The organism is Pedobacter sp. 05L430 (genome assembly GCF_056397585.1).
This window is the reverse complement of record NZ_JBFTNT010000010.1, coordinates 70,611-94,150: the sequence shown is the minus strand read 5'-3', so window position 1 is coordinate 94,150 and position 23,540 is coordinate 70,611. Positions and strand designations below refer to the sequence as shown.

Annotated in this window: 15 protein-coding genes and 1 riboswitch; of the genes, 3 read left to right on the top strand and 12 right to left on the bottom strand. The window is 38.9% G+C overall.

The features are described 5' to 3' along the window. Positions 1 to 60: 60 nt before the first annotated feature. Complete coding sequence (locus AC1DG9_RS04630) at positions 61 to 1,008, top strand: EamA family transporter (RefSeq protein WP_337716417.1); 948 nt, start codon at positions 61 to 63, stop codon at positions 1,006 to 1,008. A 54-nt stretch (positions 1,009 to 1,062) separates the two neighbouring features. On the opposite strand, the gene AC1DG9_RS04625 is transcribed toward AC1DG9_RS04630, so the two are convergent. From AC1DG9_RS04625 to AC1DG9_RS04600, 6 genes are all read right to left on the bottom strand, one after another. Further along, positions 1,063 to 2,421 carry an FGGY-family carbohydrate kinase gene (locus AC1DG9_RS04625; RefSeq protein WP_172659529.1) on the bottom strand — a complete coding sequence of 453 codons (1,359 nt, stop codon included), beginning with the start codon at positions 2,419 to 2,421 and terminating at the stop codon, positions 1,063 to 1,065. Positions 2,422 to 2,436: 15 nt separating this feature from the next. Next, positions 2,437 to 3,711, bottom strand: coding sequence for a sugar isomerase (locus AC1DG9_RS04620; protein ID WP_337716415.1), 1,275 nt, complete (start codon positions 3,709 to 3,711; stop codon positions 2,437 to 2,439). 18 nt (positions 3,712 to 3,729) lie between these two features. Next, a complete protein-coding gene (locus AC1DG9_RS04615; RefSeq protein ID WP_337716413.1) occupies positions 3,730 to 5,850 on the bottom strand; it encodes a bifunctional aldolase/short-chain dehydrogenase in 2,121 nt (706 codons plus the stop codon). A gap of 28 nt (positions 5,851 to 5,878) precedes the next feature. Next, a complete protein-coding gene (gene rhaT, locus AC1DG9_RS04610; protein ID WP_337716411.1) occupies positions 5,879 to 6,958 on the bottom strand; it encodes an L-rhamnose/proton symporter RhaT in 1,080 nt (359 codons plus the stop codon). A gap of 118 nt (positions 6,959 to 7,076) precedes the next feature. Further along, positions 7,077 to 8,105, bottom strand: coding sequence for a GntR family transcriptional regulator (locus AC1DG9_RS04605; RefSeq protein WP_048907015.1), 1,029 nt, complete (start codon positions 8,103 to 8,105; stop codon positions 7,077 to 7,079). Between the two features lie 53 nt (positions 8,106 to 8,158). Beyond that, positions 8,159 to 10,825: an alpha-L-rhamnosidase gene (locus AC1DG9_RS04600; protein WP_477634349.1), complete on the bottom strand. Its 2,667-nt coding sequence runs from the start codon at positions 10,823 to 10,825 to the stop codon at positions 8,159 to 8,161. A gap of 169 nt (positions 10,826 to 10,994) precedes the next feature. Further along, positions 10,995 to 11,103, top strand: a riboswitch (SAM riboswitch). Between the two features lie 250 nt (positions 11,104 to 11,353). On the opposite strand from AC1DG9_RS04600, the gene AC1DG9_RS04595 reads away from it, so the two are divergent. Both AC1DG9_RS04595 and AC1DG9_RS04590 read left to right on the top strand, forming a co-directional pair. Then, entirely contained in the window at positions 11,354 to 14,482 is a 3,129-nt protein-coding gene (locus tag AC1DG9_RS04595) for a SusC/RagA family TonB-linked outer membrane protein (RefSeq protein ID WP_172659524.1), read from the top strand. A 5-nt stretch (positions 14,483 to 14,487) separates the two neighbouring features. Then, entirely contained in the window at positions 14,488 to 15,924 is a 1,437-nt protein-coding gene (locus tag AC1DG9_RS04590) for a SusD/RagB family nutrient-binding outer membrane lipoprotein (protein WP_172659523.1), read from the top strand. A 77-nt stretch (positions 15,925 to 16,001) separates the two neighbouring features. Here AC1DG9_RS04590 and AC1DG9_RS04585 read toward each other — a convergent pair whose 3' ends face one another. From AC1DG9_RS04585 to AC1DG9_RS04560, 6 genes are all read right to left on the bottom strand, one after another. Continuing rightward, complete coding sequence (locus tag AC1DG9_RS04585) at positions 16,002 to 18,659, bottom strand: glycoside hydrolase family 78 protein (RefSeq protein WP_172659522.1); 2,658 nt, start codon at positions 18,657 to 18,659, stop codon at positions 16,002 to 16,004. Positions 18,660 to 18,757: 98 nt separating this feature from the next. Beyond that, complete coding sequence (locus tag AC1DG9_RS04580; protein WP_337716405.1) at positions 18,758 to 21,037, bottom strand: glycoside hydrolase family 95 protein; 2,280 nt, start codon at positions 21,035 to 21,037, stop codon at positions 18,758 to 18,760. Positions 21,038 to 21,174: 137 nt separating this feature from the next. Continuing rightward, positions 21,175 to 22,140, bottom strand: coding sequence for a carboxylesterase family protein (locus tag AC1DG9_RS04575; RefSeq protein ID WP_337716403.1), 966 nt, complete (start codon positions 22,138 to 22,140; stop codon positions 21,175 to 21,177). Positions 22,141 to 22,207: 67 nt separating this feature from the next. Continuing rightward, on the bottom strand, positions 22,208 to 22,660 hold the full coding sequence (locus AC1DG9_RS04570; RefSeq protein ID WP_246269397.1) for a hypothetical protein: 453 nt from the start codon (positions 22,658 to 22,660) through the stop codon (positions 22,208 to 22,210). After that, complete coding sequence (locus tag AC1DG9_RS04565) at positions 22,657 to 22,815, bottom strand: hypothetical protein (RefSeq protein ID WP_246269395.1); 159 nt, start codon at positions 22,813 to 22,815, stop codon at positions 22,657 to 22,659. The genes AC1DG9_RS04570 and AC1DG9_RS04565 overlap by 4 nt, the downstream gene beginning before the upstream one ends. Before the next feature lie 148 nt (positions 22,816 to 22,963). Beyond that, positions 22,964 to 23,536 carry a 2'-5' RNA ligase family protein gene (locus AC1DG9_RS04560; protein WP_172659519.1) on the bottom strand — a complete coding sequence of 191 codons (573 nt, stop codon included), beginning with the start codon at positions 23,534 to 23,536 and terminating at the stop codon, positions 22,964 to 22,966. Positions 23,537 to 23,540 lie beyond the last annotated feature (4 nt).

The following is a 23,540-nucleotide window of genomic DNA, read 5'->3' as shown; positions in this document are numbered from 1 at the left end:
TATAATTTATTAAAGAATGGTTTTCTCTTTGATAAATGTTCTATTTGTTAAAAAATAATTATGCCCTCCGTTCAAAAAAAATCTGCCCCACTTTTACTTGTTCTGTTGGCCTTTCTTATCGTTTACGCGGTATGGGGATCAACCTATTTTTTCATTTCTAAAGCTGTAGCCGGCTTTCCACCATTCTTTTTAGGTGCATTTAGATTTATCATTGCGGGCACACTCCTGCTTAGCTGGTGTATTTTAAATGGTTTGCCGGTATTTAATAAAAAGAATATATTTCATGCAGGTATAAGTGGTATACTGATGCTCGGCGTGGGTAATGGAATAGTGATCTGGGTAGAACAATTTTTACCAAGTGGACTGGTTGCCATTATGGTTTCGTCAGCCGCAATCTGGTTTGTGATATTAGATAAGGGCAAGTGGAAAGAAAACTTTAGCAACAAATTTACTGTTGCCGGTTTAATCATCGGCTTTTTAGGTGTAATCCTTTTATTTTGGGAACAGCTAACTGCTAGTTTTTCTGTGCAGCAAGATTCTCGAAATGTTCTGGGAATGATCCTGTTGATTATTGGTCCGATTGGCTGGGCTGGTGGATCGTTGTATTCAAAATATCATCCTGCGCCTGATACTCCTGCATCGGTTTCTACTGCATGGCAGATGTTAATTGCAGGAGTTTTATTTATACCGGGAAGTATGATTGCCGGAGAAATGAATGGTTTTCAGTTTCAAAATGTTTCCGAATCAGCATGGTGGTCAATTGCCTATCTGATCATATTCGGATCAATAGTGGCATTTAGCGCCTATGTATGGCTACTACAGGTTCGCCCTGCAACACAAGTAAGTACTTACGCTTATGTAAACCCTGTGGTTGCGGTATTACTTGCTGTATTTTTTGCAAATGAGATCATAAGCATTATTCAGATAACGGGTTTAATTGTTATTCTGGCCAGTGTTTTACTCATCAACTTGTCTAAATATAAAAAGTCGCCCGTTAAGGCGACTTAATTCATAAACTAAAATTAACCAATATTAATTACCGCTAAATTTGCCTCACGATAATTAATTCTGGTGCTGAACTACAGAATAATACTTTAGTTCAATAATATCATTTGGTAAGGGTTTAGTGTTCCATGATTTGTGAATGGCCAAAGCCGCTCCTACTGCAGTTGCCTGCGCCATAAAGGCTGCAAATACTTCAAGCTCAGGAAATGCAATGGCTAGCAAATTCATAAATATGGCGTTTTTACTAAATCCTCCGTCTACAAATATTCGTTTTACCTTGGTGCCTTTAAGCACCCTGTTTGTAGCTATATATTGCAGATTTACCAGATCTAAAACGAGTTGATGATAAGCTATAATATCTGATGAATAGTCTGCCAGGTTACGCTCTGCAAAAGAAGTAATATCCGATTGGGGCTTATGCTCCAGCTCTTCAATGATCTTTGGATCGTACGGAACAGAGCGATAAGTGATGATGTCTGTACCGAAATGAGCTGCAATTCGTTTCACCTGTTGTTCATGCTCATATCCTGAAAAAAGACGTGATGCTTTAACCGGCTTACCCTCGTATTGCAAATAACAAAGGCAATCATTTTCTAACTCTTCTGCAGTAAGCGGACTAGCGTTAAAAGGGTTAAGGCTAATGCACCATGTACCGGTAGATAATAAAATAAATGGCTCATGGAAATTTACCAGATAAGGCACCAAAGCTGCTGAGCTATCATGAAACCCTGCCCCTACAGCATAATTGTTGCCAGGAAATGCAGCTGGCATTACACTGTTTGAAGGAACAATAGGTGCAAGCTTTTCCAATATACCTTCCTTTTTAACCCATTCATGGTAAGTGCTTTTAGTGAAATCCCATAAATTGGTATGACAGCCAATACTCGTAAGATCAGAATATGCTTCGCCCGAAATCAGATAACTAAGGTATTGCGGCAAATGAAGCGCATACTTTATTCTTTTAAACAGGTCAGGGTTCTCGTACTTAATCCGATACAACTGCATTCCCGAATTCAGGCTCCCCAATACCGGAGATGCGGTGAGATTAGAGAATGCTTCTTTTCCCCCGTAGGCATTATAGAATTGTTCTGTAAGTTCCTCTGGATAGGCTTTCAGATAATTATATAGTGGTGCCAAAGGATTCCCGGCCTCATCTATATAAACAAAGCTGGCACCGTAAGTTGCAAAATTAATAGACTTTATTTCGAAAGCCGGATTTCTAAAAACCTCCCTTAAGGAATCAAAAACAGATAGCCTTAGGCTTTCCAAATTCTCACACGGGTCCCCATCCTCATCTACAGTTTCAGTAAACCGTGCCGATCTCTCAAAAACTATTTTATAGTTCTCATCAAAAAGAAACAGCTTCTTATTGGTCTTACCAACATCGAAAATCGCTATTACAGGGATTGCCTTCATTTTAACTCCCATCAATTACAACCCTGTTGCTACCGTTTTTGCTCCACGGTTTTTAATTAACTCTTGTCGCACATTGAATTTTCTGAAAGCCTGAAGTGGTGATAATGCTGCTCCTGAACGTAAGCGTGCTTCTGCTACCAACGGACGTACGTCTGTTCTGAAAGCCTGCTGTAAGATCTCCTGACTGCGTGCTACATCATTAATAGCTTGTGCTTCCTGTAAAGCAACACGATCAACAGATAGCGCCTGAGCGTAAGCAATCATTATAGCTTCAACAGATTGTAAAAGGTCTTCGAGCGGATCTTTTACATTATGTGATGCATCAATCATCCAACCCAGATCTTCTCTATGATCCATTCCACGGGCATCCATGCCTTCAACAAGTTCATTAAATATAAGGAACAGTTGATACGGTTTAATGCTACCGGCGGTTAAATCATCATCGCCATATTTTGAATCGTTAAAATGGAAACCACCTAGCTTTTCTTCCATCAGCAAAAGCGAAACAATTTGCTCAATATTTGCATTTGGCAGGTGGTGACCAAGATCTACCAAAGTATATGCTTTTGGCCCTAGTTTATTGGCAAATAATAAAGATTGTCCCCAGTCTCCAACAGTAGTTGAATAAAAATTAGGCTCAAAAGCTTTATACTCTACAAATATCTTCCAGTCATTTGGTAAAGCCGCATAAATTTCGCGTAAACTTTCTAAAGTGTTATGGAAGGCTTTTCTGAAATTAAGCTGCCCCGGGAAACAAGATCCATCTGCCAGCCACACAGTAAGTGCTTTAGATCCCAATTCAACACCCTGACGAATAACTTCTATGTTATGGTCAATGGCATGTTTCCTCACTGCTTTATCTACATGCTGTAACGACCCGAATTTATAACTTTGTGCCTGATCTGGCTGATCCTGAAACGTATTTGAGTTCATAGCATCAAAACGTAAACCATGTTGTGCAGCTAAAGCTTTAATTGCATTGGTATTATCAGCAACATCCCATGGAATGTGCAAAGAAATAGCACCGCTTGAGCCATTAAGCTTGTGAAGCAAACCTATATCTTCAATTTTTTCTTCCAGATTTCTAGGCTCACCCCCTGAAGAGAAACGCCCAAATCTTGTTCCACCTGTACCTAAAGCCCAACTTGGAATAGCAATCTGGAAATCTACCAGTTTCTGAATAATACTTTGAGCATTAGAAATTTCTGATGTAATGAAATCAAGCTGACGCTCATGTTTGGCCAAAAGGTCGCTATTATGTGATTCTAATTGATAATTTTCTAGTTTCATCTGTGTAGGTTTTAAGTTTTAACGAACAAAGGCATTTGCAACGCCCCCATCCACATTCAATACATTACCTGTTGATTTATTCATTAGTCCGCCAACAAAAGCAAAACATGCATTAGAAATATCCTCAGGCAATATCACTTCATTAAGCAAGGTACGCTTTGCATAGAAAGCTGGCAACTCTTGTACCGTAATTCCATATGCTTTAGCTCTGCCTGCAGCCCATTCGCCTTCCCAAATCTTACTGTCTGATATTACAGCATCAGGGTTAACTGTGTTTACGCGGATATGATCTGTCCCAAGTTCAGCTGCATTTAATCTGCTTAAGTGTAACTGAGCAGCTTTTGCAGATCCATAGCCCGCGTTGTTTGGTCCTGAAACCAACGCATTTTTGCTAACTATATTCAATACATCGCCACCAATAGCCTGTTTACGCATTACCTCTACTCCAGCCTGAGTAACTAGAAATTGGCCCTTTACCAGAATATCATATAAAAGGTCCCAATCTTTTTCAGTATGCTCTTCAATAGGTTTTGAAATAGAGATACCGGCACAATTTACCACTATATCTACCCCTCCAAATTCCAGACTTGCTTCTTCAAAAGCATTTTTAATGCTTGCTGAATCAGTCACATCTAATATTACTGCAGTATAAGCATCCTTACCGAACTCATTGTTAAAGCTGTCGTTCGCTTTTTGCAGCCTGCCTGCATCATTATCATTGATTACAGCACATGCACCTTCTTCTATAAATTTGCGGGCAATGGCTTTACCAATACCGCCKGCGCTGCCAGTAATGAGGGCTACTTTACCCGAAAGTGGTTTTGGTTTAGGCATTCTTTGCAATTTTGCCTCTTCCAAAAGCCAGTATTCAATATTGAATGCTTCCTGTCTCGGTAAAGAAGTGTATTCAGATATGGCTTCAGCGCCTTTCATTACATTGATGGCATTAGTATAAAACTCGGCAGCAACTCTGGCAGTTTGTTTATCCTTAGAGAAAGAAAACATTCCTATTCCAGGATATAATATAATTACCGGATTAGCATCACGCATCGCCGGACTGTTATCATGTTTACAAGAATTATAATATTCGGCATACATTTTACGATATGCTTCAAATTCAGGGGCCAATCTTTCTTTCAGCGCTTTAACATCACTGATGTCTTCATTAGGAGCAAGTTTAAGTACAAGCGGACTTATCTTAGTGCGCAGAAAATGATCAGGACAACTTGTTCCAAGTGGTGCTAAACGATCTAAATCATTAGAGTTAATAAACTCCAGCACTCTTGCATCATCAGTAAAATGACCAGCCATATGGTTTTCACTTGAGCAGAATCCTCTTAAGACAGGAGCAATAGCAGCGGCTTGCTTACGCCGTAGATTTTGTGCGGCGCTTTCAATTTTCTGACCTCCAAATACAGGTTTTTTCTTACCGTAGTTGGCTTCAAGATATTCGGCACATTTTTCTATTACTTCAAGTGTATTGATATAACTTTCGAAGGCTGTATCTCCCCAGGTAAACAGCCCATGCGAGCCTAACATAATGCCTCTTATGCCTGGATTGTCATCTAAACATTTACGCAATTGCAATCCAAGCTCAAAACCTGGTTTTTGCCATGGCACCCAGCCAATTGTTCCGTTAAATARTTCTTTAGTGATACGTTCACCATCTTTAGCTGCCGCTATTGCAATGGCAGCATCGGGATGCAGGTGATCTATGTGTTTAAAAGGTAAAAAACCATGTAATGGCGTGTCAATAGATGGAGCTTTAGATTTCAGGTCATATATGCAATGGTTAAATAATTCAACCATTTCATCTTCATGTGCAAGTCCTCTGTAAATATTTTTAAGATTTCGCAAGCTATCCACATACAATGCAGCTAAACCGCTTTGTTTCAATGTACCTAGATCTCCTCCGGATCCTTTAACCCACATTACCTCGGTATCCTGCCCGGTTAAAGGGTGCTTTGTAATTGCCTTACAAGAGGTATTGCCACCTCCGTAATTTGTAAGTCTTAGATCAGCACCTAGTAAATTTGAACGGTAGATTAACAATGCAACCTCATCACCAGCCAGTTCTGCAGCCTTTGCATCATCCCACAAATAACTTACATGTTTAAAATCAGTTGTTCTAACAGTCATAAAAATATTTCATTAATTAAATTTGTATTTACTTGATTGAGTTTCCGTAGCCAACAATTAGCACAGAAATAATAATAATAGCTATACCTGCTATCACGGTCCCGAAAGTTTTCTTCTTAACTCCCGACCATTCCTTTAATGCAAGACCCCAGGCGTTAGCAATCAGAATGATAAATGCCATGTGCAGTATCCATGAACTGGCTCCGTTACCTAGTTTACTTTCGCCCATTCCATAAAAGAAGAATTGCAAAAACCAAGTGGTACCTGCCAGCGCAGAAAATATGTAGTTCTTTAAAAGAGGTGTCTCTTTGTTGGTATAATCACCAAAAGTCTTGTTACGGAAATTCAAGATCATACACCAGATCAGGTTGGTAGTTAACCCTCCCCATAATATGAGGATATAGGTTACATTGTTCTGGAAAAGGAATTCGCCCTGCCCCGGATGTGTGCTTTTCCAAATATCATTTGCGGCATTGGCCATGTCTTTTCCGGCATCAATACCAAAGGCAAAACAAGCACTAAGGATACCTGAAATGATAGATACAGTAAGGCCCAGACCAATTTTGTATTCGTCATTAGATGGATCGGCTTTACCTGCCGCTACCAGGTCTTTTTCTTTCATGCCACCGGCCTTGCCACAAACTATAATTCCGATAACACAGATTGCTAAACCCAGTAAAACCATTTGCCCCCATTGGCTGTTCAACATATCTGTTAAACTATCCTTGCCCGGTTTTGGATTAAAATTATAATATACAGAAGGGATTATTGCTCCGAAAACAGAACATAATCCAAGAATAATAGAGCTTCCTAATGATACCCCAAGATACCTTACACCCAAACCATAAGTTAAGCCACCTATTCCCCATAAGGCGCCGAAAAAGTAAGTAAGTAATAAGATTTTACCGTTTGTTGCAGCAATGATATCTGTAAAACCGGGAATAGTAAGCCATGCTGCAAAAGGCGGCACAAGCAACCATGAAAAGATACCACCTACAATCCAGTAACTCTCCCAGGCCCATCCCTTAACCTTCTTATAAGGAATATAAAAACTACCAGAGGCAAAGCCTCCTATAAAATGGAAAATGACCCCGAAAATTACTTGCATACTTATTGAACTTTATATTTGGTTAAAATAATAAGCCTAATTTATACAAGTAGATTTTTAAAACTGTCATGTACTATCATGAAGAAGTACAAATAAATTCGTTACAGTCTAAAAAAAATTAGATTGATGCTCTGCGGGTATAGTAAAAAGGTACTTCGATATGGCGCCTGGAGTTATCCAGGATAAGATTTGCAGCCACTGTACCCATAAATTTAAAGTCAGTTGAAATAGTAGTAATACCGTTTAATAATATTTTCTTTAAAGGGGTCTCATTGTAAGATATTACGCCTACATTCTTTCCTATTTTATATTTCATACTAATAAGCCGTTCTAATAAAATAACCAGATCGGCTTCCATTAAATTAATAAAAGCTTCTCCTTCGTTTATTGGCTCAATAGATATATCACTTACTACATGATGAGAAAAGGCATACTGCTGACAAAAGCGATGGAACCCATCTAAAATCTCTTTAGGGAAATAGCTTTTTTTAGGGAAAATGATTTTTAGTGTGTGGTATTTGCTGAGCTCATTACGGGCCTGTTCCAAAGCGTCGTAAATATTCTTTTCAAAATTCTCATAAGCCGCAGCATAGTCGCCATCAACCCCTTTTATTTTTTTATCCAGTAAAACCAGTTTTTCTTTTGGAATGGTATTGATGATATCTCTGGCATATTCCTCGCCTTCAATAAAATGAGGAATGATCACATAGTGAGAATATTCTTCTTTTTTATCGGTCAGAAATCGTTTAAAAAGCCTGAAATCATTGTTATAGATATAAAAATCTACAGATACATCCTCACCCAATGCAGCAATAAATGCATCGTAAACAATCTTTTTGTGTGCGCTAAGTTTATTGAAAAGCAGAAACACCTTTAGTTTCTGCTTAAAATCTATATTGGCAATATAATAGCCTTTACCCGGAACGGAATTAATTACACCTATGTTTTTAAGGTACTTGTATCCTTTTTCAGCGGTGTCACGCGAGATCTCCAACTTATAGCTCAACTCATTAATAGAAGGCAATAAATTGTCTTTCTTTAATTTACCCAGCTCAACGGCTTTTATAATTGCACTGGACAGTTGCAGATATTTAGGCGTTGCAGAATACTCATCAATATGAATAAAATCAAAAAACTTAGTCTTCATCTTTCTAAAAGTAAGTAATTTAATGCAATTGGTCCATACCAGACAAATAACTGCTATTTGATTTCAAACTGATATTTACCTGCTCCAATGTTTGTTTTGGCAGCAACAGCTTTTCCATCTTTAAAGGCCTTTTTCCCCTCTGTTAATGGGAAAGTAATTGTAGCACTTGAATTTGCCGGAATAGTTACGGTATAGATTACAGCATTTCCTGATCTTTTCCATGAAGATATGATCTTACCATAAGGACCGTCGTGCTCTGCCTCGAAATGTTCTAACCCTGAAACGAAATTAGGACGAAGCTGAATATTCTTAAATCCCGGTTGTTGTTCATCAGGGTGAATTCCACCCAAACCTTTAAAGAACCAGCCACCTATTTCGCCAAACATCATATGGTTTAAAGAAATGTCTCTTTCGGCTTTTATATCCCAGTTTTCGTATAAGGTAGTTGCTCCATTCACAATCCACCATCCCCATGAAGGGTAGGTATCCTGAGCTGCAAGTTTATATGCTGTTTCGGCCTGACCATTGTCACTCAATGCATTTAATATTGCTTTTGCACCCAAAACACCCACGTCAAGGTGCATTCCATCGGCAGCAACTCTTTTAGCAAGGTTCTCTGCAACTTTTGTAATAAGCTCTTCAGGTACCAATCCCCATTGCAGGGCAACACTTAATTCAGTTTGTACACCTGATGCATAAATGCCCGTTGTGCGGTTTAAATACTTATCGTTTATTGCCTTTTTAATTTTCTCTGCAAGGTTGCTGTAATAGCTATAATCGGCCTGCTTACCAAACATTTTTGCAGCCTTTGCAAGGATAACTGCATCTACATAGTAATAAGTAGAAGAGGTATATTCCAATGACGATTGTGATTTAACAGGCACCCAATCGCCTCTGCCAAAGGTTGTTAATCCTGCAGGACTAATTTGCTCTATGTAATTCACATACCGTTTAATGCTGTTGTAAGAATCTGAAAGCAACTTACTATCGCCATAAAACATGTATATATTCCATGGAATTATAGCAATTGTACTTGTCCAGTCAGTTCCATTTGCCGATCCATAACCCCATCCACCTGTAGGTATAATATCAGGAAGTACGCCATTTGGTTGTTGTTCGTCCCTGTGGTCGGCAAGCCATTTTTCATAAACTGTAATACCGTCAAAATTAAACAGGCCTGTTTCAACAGCAAAGTGTCCATCGCCAGTCCATCCATTCTTTTCTCTTTGCGGACAATCGGTAGGATATCCCATTAGATTAGACAAGTAAGAATTGTTAGTTGCCCACCATAGTCGATCAATTAGCTTATTTGAAGAGCTTATTTTACCTGTCGGGGTAACATCACTGTGCATAAAGTAACCGGTGATGCTTTCTTTGGTTAATTGTACCGGCTTACTGCTGATCACCTCAACATACTGGAATCCTTTGTAATTGAACTTAGGCATAAACTCAAGTTCTCCTTTACCTGATAAGGTAACGATATCTGTTTGAAAAGGATCGGTATTATCTTTAGGGCGATAGTAAACATCAATATTAGATAGGTCTAGCCTTCCGTTAGCATGCAAGCGTTCGCCATGCTTAATACGAATAACAGTGCCTTCCTCTCCGCTTACTTTAATTTTTGTAACTCCAGAGATATTGCGGCCCAGATCAAAAACATATACAGTGTCGTTAACCTTTTGCATTGTTTTAGAAGGAATTTCTTCGACATTACGAATTGGCTGCATAACCTGACTTACAACATTATTGGACGGGGCAGCTCTAAGCGAGATGCCATTCCACTTTTTATCATCAAAATCTGCAGTATTCCAACCCGGTTGCTCCTTGCGTGCATCATAATGCTCGGCAGTGTAAATATTGTTGAGTACTATCGGACTTGAACTTGTTTTCCAGTCGCCCCCGGAAGTAACCACATCAACAGTTCCATCTTCATAGGTGATTCTTAAATCCAGACAAAAAGTAGGTCTTGCTCTCCAGGGTGCCTTGTCAAAATTCCATACCGCAATAGATTGATGGTTATACCATCCATTACCAAGTAAAACACCAACAGCATTTTTACCTTTTTGAAGTTGGGCAGTAACATCGTAAGAAACATATAAGTTACGTCTGTCGAAACKGGTGTACATAGGGTCAAGTCTATGGTTCCCTACTTTTTTMCCATTTAAATATAATTCGTACAAACCAGCAGCAGCAATATATGCCCTTGCAGATTTTATTTTTTTAGAAGGTTCAAATACTTTTCTGAAATATGGAGCCTCGCGTTTATCGATATCGTTACCATCACTGATCCAGGTACCTTTCCAGTTGTCGACTTTCATCATTCCTGTTTCGAAAGTTGCTACCCCGCCAGATGAAGCTGGTTTACCATCTTTATCCCAAAGCTCAACAGACCAGTAGTATTTAGTGAACGGCTCTAAGGTTTTGCCTTTATAATTAACAAGATTTGCAGACGAGGCTACTTTGCCCGACTCCCACGAAAGGCCCCTTTTTTTTGCTACTTCTGATGAATCTTTACCTACAATAATTCTATAAGCAGTTTGTTTAGCACCCTGACGGGTATCTGTCATCATCCACGACAAGCGCGGATTTAACAAATCTACCCCAATTGGGTTTATTAAATGTTCGCATTGCAAACCTGAGGGTTTAACTTCATTAGAGTATGCTTTTTCTGCCATAGAAATGGTGAAGAGCATCAGCAAGAAAGAATAAAGAAATTTCATTAGAATATAATTCAGGTAAAGTTTAGTGTGTTTACAATGTTAATTTTCTTAGTCATTTTCAGCAACCTGTACTGTCCTGCTCAAAATACAGAATATTTATTTTATTAATTTCTATAGGAATACTAGATTATTCTTATATTTGTCGCAGCAAATGGTTCTTAAAACTTCCTGCTTATCAAGAAAGACTGAGGGATTGGCCCTATGATGTCTTAGCAACCTCTACAATTTATTGTAAAAGGTGCTAATTCCAATTCGCTGCAAAGCGGAAAAGATAAGATTAAACAGCGCAATGCTCCTTATCAATCATCATAACCAAATCTAATTCTGTTCGCGACAAAGTATGTAAGGGATGACCTAAACTATAAATGTATAAAAACATGACACAGAAAGTACACCAAAAAGAAATGCGCTGCTCATCTCCATCTCATTACCCTTCATCTGGTCTTATGATCACTCAAAAACGAATGCACTGTTGCTCTATTTAATGCAACCCAAAGAATTTATTATACACCCATTTATTTAATTCACATGTTAAAAATATACAAAATTTTTGCAGGGATTCTTATATCCTTTTTTTTCCTGCAAACCGTACAGGCACAATCTGTTAAAATAACAGGTACTGTTACCGGAAACCCCGACGGGGAGACTATTCCAGGAGCATCAATTACCATAAAAGGTAAAAAAAGCGGAACAACTACAGATGGCAGCGGTAAGTTTTCTCTAGCTGCAGATGTTAATGATGTACTTAGTATATCTTATCTTGGATATACTACAAAAGAAGTAACCATTACCGCAGCTACAACTACATTAAATATTGCGCTTGATGTTTCGGCAAATGCTTTAAGTGAAGTTGTTGTTACAGCCCTTGGGATTTCTAAAGAAAAGAAATCGTTGGGATATGCTGTTCAGGAATTAAAATCTAAAGATATTGCTACCGCAAAAGAAACCAATATAATCAACTCTCTGGCCGGAAAAATTGCCGGTGTGCAAACTACAAATAGCCAGGGCGATATGGGTTCATCAAGAATTATTATTCGTGGTGAAACCTCTATATCAGGTAACAACCAACCCCTCTTTGTAGTGGACGGAGTACCCGTTGATAATTCGCAGAATCTAGGTATAGCTGGATCAAGGGATTTTGCCAATACCATTTCGGATATTAATTCAGAAGACATTGAATCAATCAGTGTACTTAAAGGTCCAAATGCAGCAGCACTATATGGATCACGTGCAGCAGCAGGTGTTATCCTTATTAAAACCAAAACTGGCAGAGGCCAAAAGGGTTTAGGTATCAGTGTTAACTCCAACGCTACATTTTCAAACCTATTGACCTTACCGGATTATCAAAACTCATTCGGACAAGGTACAAGCGGCAAGTTTAGCTTTGTAGATGGAAAAGGTGGAGGTGTAAACGACGGTGTAGATGAAAGCTGGGGACCAGCATTGGATGGCCGTTTAATTCCTCAGTTTAACTCTAAAGGTGTTGCTGTTCCATTTATTGCTCATCCAGATAATGTTAAGGATTTCTTTGAAACAGGTTTTGCGCTTAATAATGGTATTGCCATTGCAGGCTCTGGAGAAAAACAAGATGTCCGTTTCTCTTACAACAACCTTACGCAAGGTGGTATACTGCCAAATTCTTCTCAGGACAAGAATTCATTATTATTGAATACCACGTACAGAATCACTCCTAAATTAACTTTAAACGCTTCTGCAAATTATATAAAAAGCAATGCCGATAACCTTCCTGCCTCAGGCGGAAAACGTGCAACTGGCCCGATGCTTCAATTTACATGGTTTGGAAGACAGGTAGATGTTAGTCAGCTTAAAAACTATAAAGACGAAAACGGAAACGACTTTAACTGGAACAATAGTTACTATAGTAACCCTTATTTCATAGCCTATGAAAATACAGTTGGTCAGAAACGTGATCGCATTATTGGTAATGCAGAATTAAATTATAAAATTACAAGCGCACTTTCAGCCAACTTCAGGACAGGAAATGATTACTATACAGACCGTAGAAAGATCAAAATCGCTTATGGAACAAATGGTACCCCATTCGGTTCATATGAGGAAGATGCATATACGGTTAATGAAAATAATACCGAAGGTCGTTTAGAGTTCAATAAGAAACTGAATTCAGATTTCTCAATAGATATTTTGGGTGGCGGAAACATTAGAACTTCAACTTTCGAACAAAACGATCAGAAAGCGACCAAGTTGGCAGTAAACGGCTTATATACCTTGAGCAACTCCAGAGATCCATTGGTATCTTCAAACGTTTACACCAAACTTAGAACCTATAGTTTATTTGGATCCGCTCAGTTGGGCTTTAGAGATTATGCATATCTGAATTTAACAGCACGTAACGACTGGGATTCCAGTTTACCAAAACCGAACTTATCTTATTTCTACCCTTCTGTTAATGGAAGTTTAATTCTTACAGAAGCTTTTGATATTAAAAGCGAGGTGCTTAGTTTCGCTAAACTAAGAGGAGGCTGGTCTAAAGTAGGAAAGGCAACAGACCCTTATCAACTGATCAATACCTATAGCTTCACTGCTCCATTTGATGGAAATCCACAACAATCAGTTAATACGATCGACCTTAATCCAAACCTTCTGCCAGAAATCACCAAATCGACTGAGGCGGGTGCCGAAATTGGGTTGTTTGATAACCGCATCAAGCTGGATCTAAGTGTGTACAATACAAACAGTATTAATCAGATTTTAAAAGTTGATGTAAGTTCAGGAACAGGATATACACAAAAACTTATTAATGGCGGAAGTATCAATAACAAAGGAATAGAAGTTCAACTAGGTTTAACCCCTGTTAAACTTAAAGACTTTAGCTGGGACATCAATTTAAACTATTCACGTAATCGCAGTAAGGTTACAGAATTGGATAAAGAAGGACGCATTAGCAGCTATACAATTGGTACCAGTGGAACGCTTGATGTATTGGCAGCTGTAGGCCAGCCTTACGGTACTTTCTTCGGAACTGCCTACCAGCGTGATGCTGCCGGACAAATTCTGGTAAGCTCTGATGGTACTCCGGTTATCAATCCTGAAAAACAAATTCTTGGTAAGTTTACACCAAACTGGATAGGCGGAATTACGAATAACTTTACTTACAAGAATTTCAATTTGAATTTCCTCGTAGACGCCAGAATTGGTGGTAAGGTATTCTCTGGTAGTAACGCTACAGGAACTTATACGGGTGTACTGGCAAGTACAATGAGAGGAAGAAATGCTGAAAATGGCGGACTTACCTATACCTCAGGAGGAACAACATTTAATGACGGGATGATCTTTGACGGCGTTCTGGCTGATGGCACTAAGAACAATAAAATCATTCCTGCAGAAGAGTATTACAAAGCTACAACCAATGCAGATGAGCAATTTGTTTACAGCGCTTCTTATATCAAATTAAGAGAAGCTAGATTGAGCTACAACATTCCTTCGCAATGGGTTAAAAAGATCGGGTTACAGGACGCTACTTTCTCAATAGTGGGACGTAATCTTTGGATCATCCATAAAGATGTACCAAATATTGACCCTGAAACTGCATTCAACACAGGAAACGCTCAGGGTCTGGAGGACCTAACTCTTCCAACAACAAGATCATTTGGTTTTAACCTTAATTTTAAATTCTAGACATCATGAAATTCAAATATATTCCAATCCTTTTTTCTGCAATTATAGCAACGGCTTTCACTTCGTGCAAAGACGAGCTGGCAGATATCAACAAAAATCCCAACGCTGCAGAAAACCCCCTTCCTGATTATTTGCTAACAGGTGCTATAAAGAACACTGCTGATGCATACTGGGGAACTAACAATATTAACTCAAGTCTGCTATTTGTTCAGCACTGGTCAAAAATACAGTATACTGATGCCGATCGTTATATTTTTTCTAATACCGATCTTCAGGATTTATGGAACACCGGATATACAAAAGGTATTACCAATCTTAACAAACTGATTGAGCTAGCCGATGCACAACAAAACACCAATTACAGAGGCGTAGCTAAAGTATTAAGATCATGGACATTTCTATTGTTAACAGATGCTTACGGAGATATACCCTATTCTCAATCTATCCAGATCAAAAAATTCGTAACTCCAGTATATGATACCCAAAAAGATGTTTATTTCGGATTACTTAATGATTTGAAATCTGCACAAGCTGATCTCGATCTGAATGGTAAGGCAATTGCAGGTGACATCATTTATGCTGGTAAGATAGATCGCTGGAAAAAATTCGCAAATGCATTAAGGCTGCGCATAGCACTCCGAATAGCCGACCGTGAACCAGAGAAAACCAAATCCGTGTTGGCAGAAATTGCAGCAGAAGGTGGCGCCTACATTAGTAGCAATGCTGAAATAGCACAATTGGTATATGTTGCTTCTCCTAATCAAAACCCGATAAGTAATACATTTGACACACGTAACGACCATAGGATAAGCAAAACAATTGTAGATAAATTGAGGAGCTTAGGTGATCCGCGTTTGCCAATATTTGCCAGCCCTACTAAAGATGCGACGCCTGAAACTTATGTGGGCGTTCCAAATGGTTTGCTAACCAGTGATGCCAACAGCCTTGGTTTAAATAAAACTTCTAAACCCGGCACTTACTTCCTTGCTCCTTCTGCACCTGCGGTTATCATCAGCTATGCTGAGGTATTATTTGATCGTGCAGAGATAGCAGCGCGTGGTTTTAGCAGTGAGGATCCGGCAGCTTTGTATAAACAAGCCGTTGAAGAATCATTAAGGCAATATGGGGTTACAGAAGGTGAAATCACTACATATACAAACCTTCCTGCCGTAAAGTATAACGCTGGTAATTACAAAAAATCTATTGGTGACCAAAAATGGATTGCTTTATTTGGACAGGGACTAGAAGCCTTTGCTGAGTGGAGAAGATTGGATTATCCGGAACTTACTCCTGCCGTTGCAGGTACATTAGGCGGAAAACTACCTGTAAGATTTATATATCCAGGACGTGAACAATCGCTTAACGGGACAAATTATAAAGCCGCAGTAGCAAGACAAGGTGCGGATATATTAACTACAAGACTGTGGTTTGACATAAAATAATATCAAATACCTTTAGCAAGGTAATAAAAGAAAAAAGGCCGGTATCATTAATCATGATACCGGCCTTTTTTCTTTTATTAAATTTTACTTTCAAAGTGATAACTACCAGATCCAATTTCTTTAGTTGTATCTGGCAATACGATCTTAGCTTTGGTATTTGCTGGTACCGTAACATCAAGCTTTAACAATCCATTTTCCAATGTCCATGCTGATTTTACCGTGCCATATACAGTTTCTAATTCTGCCGATGCGTTAGTTATTTTTCCACCTGGTTTCGGCGCAATAACAATAGACTTATACCCTGGCTGATCAGCTACCGAATTTATTCCTGCAATTGTTCTATACATCCAGTCACCTATAGCACCATAAGCATAGTGATTATAAGAGTTCATATCAGGAGTTTGAAAAGATCCATCAGGTTTAATACCGTCCCATCTTTCCCATATCGTAGTAGCGCCCATTTTTACAGGATAAAGCCACGAAGGATAGCTTTCCTGCATTAAAAGATCGTAAGCAACATTGTTGTGTCCAAATCTGGTCAGTACATGGCATAAATAAGGTGTACCCAAAAAGCCGGTTGTCAGGTGATTTCCATAGTCGCGGACATTAGCAACCAGGCGTTCAGCGCATGGCGCTCTCAGTTCTTCGGGCAGCATGTCAAAATGAAGAGCTAAAACATAAGCGGTCTGCGTTCCAGATACCAATCGGCCAGTTGGCGTCATGTACTCCTTCACAAATGCTGCTTTGATCTCAGCAAGAAGTGCGGTGTATTTAGCTACATCATCCTGTTTACCTAATACTTTTGCCGCATTGATCAGCAACTGTGTAGAATGCGCATAAAAGGTCTGCGCAATCAAATATTTATCGGTTACTGCAGCCCTGCCATCATTATCATCATTCGGACGATAGAACAGCCAGTCGCCAAAGTGGAAACCTGAATTCCAAAGATTGTTCTTTGCAACGGATGAAATATAACCCACCCATTTCTGCATACTTTCATATTGTGTTTCCAATATCCTGCGATCACCGTAAGCAACATACATATCCCATGGAATAATTGTAGATACATCCGCCCATCCTGCAGATGCACCATCATTTGGTCCTAATACATTTGGGATCACATGCGGGATCAGGCCATTAGGTTGTTGATCTGTTTTTACATCTTTTAACCATTTGGTAAAAAATCCGGCAACATCCATATTATAAGCTGCTGTATTGGCAAAAGCCTGTGCGTCTCCTGTCCAGCCCAAACGCTCATCGCGCTGCGGGCAATCAGTCGGTACATCTACAAAGTTTCCTTTTTGCCCCCATTGGATGTTGTGCTGTAATTGATTCAGCATGGCATTAGACGTCGAAAACTTGCCTGTTGTTTCCATATCCGAATACACAGCAACTGCGGTTAGGTCCTCAGTTTTCAATTCTCCTGGATAGCCTTCTACCTTCACATATCTGAATCCCTGAAAAGTAAAATGAGGTTCAAAAACCTGCTCTGTATTTTCCTTTAATATATAAGTGTCCTGTGCCTTTGCAGATCTCAGATTTACCGTATAAAAGTTACCCTCTTTTGTAAGTACCTCTGCATGGCTCAAAGTGATCTTCGTTCCTGCAGTACCTTTAGCTTTAAGCATAACCCAACCCACCAGATTTTGCCCGAAATCCACTACTGTCTCTCCTGCTGGCGTTTTGAAAACTTTAAGTGCTTTAAATTGCTCATGTTTCCTTACCGGCGGACCACTCATAGCCACCAGCTTTTCAGTACCTTTTTCCATTGTACCAACTGCAGTCCATGCAGCATCTTCTTTAAAGCCTGTATTGTTCCAGCCGGCTATTTCCATCCTGGCATCATAGATCTCACCATCATAAATGTCCGAAGCCATAATTGGTCCATAGGTATATTTCCAGCTCTCATCTGTATTTATCGATTCCTTGGTACCATCAGTGTATTCCACCTCTACCTGCATCAGCAATCCGCGTGTATCACCATAAAAGTTGTGCTGATTTCCAAAACCGATTCGCCCTTTGTACCATCCATTTCCTAGACTTACACCCAATACATTAGCTCCACTTTTCAAAGCAGCAGTTATGTCGTATACCTGGTATTGCAGGTGATCTTTATAACTGGTCCATCCCGGTGCAAAATAGGTATCGCTTACGCGCTGACCATTGATGTTGGCTTCGTACAATCCTTTTGCAGTAATGTAGGCTATAGCCGATTTGACTTTCTTTTGTAAGGAGAATTCCTTTCTAAAAAGCGGGCTTCTTGCAGAACTATCTTTTCCCGCTACGGTGATCCATTTTGCGGTCCAGTCTGTCGGAGCAATTCCCATTTGAAAGAGACCAGGTTCAGACCAGGCAGATGTATTGCCGTGATTGTCTTTTACCCTAACCTGCCAATAATATCTCTTTTTTGATTGTAATTCTGATCCTGCATATTCGATCAATACAGATTGATCTCCTGTGGTAGATCCTTTCCAGACAAGATCCTTACCTGCATTCACTGAGGCCTTACTAGTGCCTACTCTAATTTCATAAGAAGATTGTAAGGTATTTTTTACTGTTGAAATGATTTTCCAGCTAAACCTGGGTTTTGGCGTTTCAATAGCCAGTGGATTTTTAAGGTGCTCAACCTTAAGGTCATTTACACTTAATTTCTGGGCAAGGGCCGTAAGGTTAACGGCAAACAAAAGCCCAAATACTGCACATTTCTGCAGCAACGTCTTAATACATGGTCTCATATTTGATTAATAATGAGTTGCCCGGAAATCCTAAGCAACTCACTATTATCCGTAATTAATTTGACATAAGTGTCATGCACTATCCTGTCCTTAATTAATTACTGGTCTACAAAACCATAAACCTTACCGGCTACAGTTTTAAAACCATATTTATAGCCATTTTCGTCTTTGCTGTTTTTCACAGCAAAAACTGCCTTTAAAGCATTTGGAACACGAAGATTGCAATCTCCGCCAGATAACGATTTCACAGAGAGCTTAACGATCTTTCCATCTTTCCATTGCAGATCAGTAATTTCAAAATTACCTCTTGCACGCAGACCTTTTACACTTCCACTAGTCCATTCTTTGGGTAAAGCAGGAAGCAATTCAATTTCTGAAGTTTGACTTTGAAGCAACATCTCCGCAACACCAGCAGTATAACCAAAGTTACCGTCTATCTGGAAAGGAGGATGTGCGCAAAACAAATTCGCATAAATTCCACCACCTTCATTATAATCAACACCAGAACCACCTACAAGTGTAATAAAGTTCTTAAGAATCAGATAAGCATGATCACCATCATGTAACCTTGCCCAAAAGTTCATTTTCCAGGCCATAGACCAACCAGTTGAGGCATCGCCACGTGCAAGTAAACTTACTTTTGCAGCTTTTGTTAGCTCTGGTGTTTCAGTCGTACTGAACTGTCTGCCCGGATGTAGACCAAAAAGATGAGATGCATGTCGGTGGTTATCCTTTGGATCATCACGATCTGTTTCCCACTCCTGTAACTGTCCCCATTTACCAATTTTGGGTTTTAACAGGTGCTCACGCATATCCATTACTTTATCTCTATAAGCTTTGTCAACGCCTAATGCATCAGCAGCTTCAATATAATTGGTAAACAGATCATACACGATTTGCTGATCGTACGAAACACCGTCTTCAGTAGGTCCATGTTCTGGCGACCAGCCCTTTGGTGCTACCAAAGTGCCATCATCTCTACGTTTCAAATAATCATCCCAAAACTCCGTGATCTCTTTTAGTATCGGGTAACCAAAGTTTTTAAGGTAAGCTTTGTCTCTTGTAAATGCGTAATGTTCCCAGATAGACTGTACATACCATGCACTACCTGGTGTGTTCCATAAAAAGCTTTCGCCACCAAAAATGTTGTTTTCCGTTTTCACAGTCCACCCACGTACCCCAGGATACTCCTTTTTGGTATTTTCCTTTTTCACTTCGCGCATACTGTTTATGTAATCCAGATATGGAAAATGAGATTCAGAAAGATTGGTAGGCTCTGCAAGCCAATAATTCATTTGTATATTAATGTTCGAGTGGTAATCAGACCGCCATGGCGGGTTGTTACTTTCGTTCCATAAGCCTTGCAAATTGGCAGGCAAGCCCCCTTTTCTCGATGAGTTGATTAACAAATATCTTCCATACTGAAAAATAAGTGCCTCCAATTGAGGATCTGTTGCTTTCTTATAATTAATTATCCTTTTATAAGTTGGAAGCGACAGCGTTGCTGCCGGGGTAGCACCCAGGTTTAACGACACTCTTCCGAATAAATTCTGATAATCTTTAATGTGATTGTTTAGCAACAGCTGATAGTTTTTAGTTGATGCCGCCGCCAAAATCTGTTTAACTTTAGCATCAGGATCCTCACCTTTCCATTGTTGATCACGCTTATTGCTATAATCAGTTGCTGCTGAAAGTAAAATAGTAAATGCATCTGCCTTATTAATATTTAATTGAGATCCACCTTTACCATCCGATTCTATAACTGCAGATCCACCTTCTGTTTTTACCAATAAAGTAGCGCTGTATGCCATTCCATTTTCAAGTTTCCCAGCAATGGTTAACCTTGTTCCATCAGCGGTAACTTTTGCATCATGAGCATCCCTAAGTTGTATAGTAGCCGAGGATCCTGCCTTTTTATTGGCAGTAAAACGCAACACCATTACCTTATCAGGGAAACTGCAAAAGTACTCACGTTTATAGGCAACGCCATTGTCTGTGAAAGAAATTTTCTGAACAGCTTTGCTAATATCAGTTTCTCTGCGATAATCAGCAGGAACAGCGGCCTTAGCATCTTTGTCTTTAAAATTGATGTACACATCACCAAATGCTTGATAAGCACCTGTATTTGTTTCGTCCCCGGTCCACAAACTAATTTCATTAAATTGAATGTGTTCTTGTGAGATTCCGCCAAATACCATCCCGCCAATTCTTCCATTTCCCATAGGGAAAGCTTCTGTCATCCATTCTTTGGCAGGCTTATTATCCCATAGTTTTAAGTCCTGTGTGGGTTGCGCTACTTTCTTTACCTGAGCAGTCAGACTAAGCTGAAACAGCAGGAAAATAAAAAGTGCATAAATTTGTTTTTTGTGTGGTTTCATTTTGTGATATACAGGTTTGGTTAAAAAGTGTTTTCAATGATACTTAAATAAAGCACATAAAAATTCAGCAATTCTTACATCATCTTAAGGGATTTTAACATAAAACAGGTAATGATCCCTGAGATTAGCTGTACTTTTTAATCACCAATCCTTTTGTAAACATACTGTCTGTCGGCATTTATAAGGAGTTGCATTTTTCGTTTTTTGCCTGAGAATACAGCATCAACCGGATCGTTCTCATTTACAAAGAACTTTTCATTTGCATAGGGTTTTAGTTCAGTAACTCCCTTTTTCCGAATCATTGTAACTATGCCCGTTGTTACGGTTATCTTCAAGGTATCGTTGGCAAGATCATTATAATAGGAGCCCTGATAAGTATCCAGCAGTTCCTGATCTACCGGAACTTTAGCGTACTTAAACTTTTTGATGCCCAGCAACCAGGTATATAAACTATCGGTATTGTATGCTGAAGTCCAGCTGTCGTGGCCGTCTTCCGGAAAAATAGTGAATTTAACATCCGGATTTATAGGTTTTAGTGCATTAACCATATCCTGACTTGCTTTAAGCGGAACAACATTATCCTTTCCTCCATGAAAAACCCAAACAGGTGTATGCCTTATTGCCCAGACTTTGGAAACATCCCCCCCTCCACAGATCGGCACAACTGCGGCAAACATCTGAGGATATTTCATTGCCATATCCCAACTGCCATAACCACCCATACTTAAACCCGTTAAGTACAATCGATCTTCATCAATTCTATACTTTTTCTTAATATCCTTCATTAAACGCATTAAATCTGTGCTTTCCCAGCGTTCTCCTTCTGGCACCTGGGGCGACACTACAATGAATGGAAACTTTTTCCCATCGGCGATCAATTTTGGTAAACCATTTACTGCAACCTTGCTTACATCATCTCCACGTTCACCACTGCCATGTAAAAATAATACAACAGGGAATTTTTGTTGATCATCTTTATTATAATTTTCCGGTAAATAAAGGAGATACTTTAATTCGTTGGTATATTTTTCCTGGCTTTGCTGGGCTAATAAAGCACCACAAAACAGATTGAAAACGACTAAGAAGACGAATAAGAATTTCATATTGAACAAATTAATAATCAGACTCTTAATATACGAGAATGTTACTAAATTAACCAGTTAGTTAAAGCTAAGATTTTATCTTTTTTATAGAAGCGATATCTCCAAGATCTTTTTTTCTTCCCGAGGCTTCTTTATTTTTTATGAACTCGGTTACGTTAATAAAGTTAACTTTAAGATTATCAACCTCGCCATCCACTCTATTTATATAAGCTTCATCAAATTCAACACCGGATATTGCATTTAGGATATCAATCCGTAAGGGTGGATATCCCAATTGAGTAACATAATTTTCCTTTAAAAAATCTTGTTCAGTTAAACCTAATGATCCAAAACCAAAATCATTCAATACCTTAATCATTCTTGATGCATTTTTGGCGCTTGGTTTAATCCAAATATCTAAATCTCCGGTATGTCTGGGGCGACCATGGTACGCAAGTGCATGGGCACCCACTATCATATAATCAACCTTATGAAGATTGAGCAATTCTATAAAATCAATAAAATCTTGTTCGAAGATCATAATTTCCTTTGTTGAACTACTTTTTCAATTTTTTCGGGAAATTTACCATCTGCCCAAGTAAAATAGTTTTTTCTCAAGCGACTAACTTCAGATAATCTCTCGGAAACTGTTCTGCTAAGCCAAAATAAAACATCGAGACTGTCTTCGTCTTCCATTTTGACCTGATTAACTACCATGGCTATTTTTCTACTGTGCTCCATATCTTAAGACTACGATGAAATCACTAAAAATTGATATCCTCATTACAAAAATAAGAAAAAAACAAGACTGTTTTATATCTATATATGCCCTATCTCAGTCTACCTAAAACATTGATAGTTGCTCATCTCTCGATTGAGAGTTGCTTTGAAAAACAAACTCTCCAATTACTACAAATTGGCCTTCGTTCACACGAACACGAAGAACTATTCTATCGCAAATAAAGTTTAGATTTACTTTTGTATCCATAAACAGATCTCTTGCCAAGGATAATTGTTCGTGGTTTAATCTCCTACCTATTGATATATGAGGGTTATAACTTCTATGAGTCAACTTAACTTTCATACCTTGTTGAATCCTCTTCATACATTGTTTAAGTATAATCTCTGACTCCTTATCTGGCAATATGCATATTACTCCATTTTCATATACATCAATACGATCAAATGTTAAATCCAAAGGCGGTTCAGAAGTACAAAGCTTAAGCAATTGACTTTTAATAGCTAACAATTCTCTTTCACCAATTACATTAAACTCACATATTGTTATGTGAGCCTTTGAATTTCTACTGCCATACCAACCAGCTACGGATGCCAGCTCATCTTTCATAGCCTTCACCTTTTCCATTACTGAGAGAACAGGATATATCGCTACTGAATAAACAGAAATTTCACTCATATCT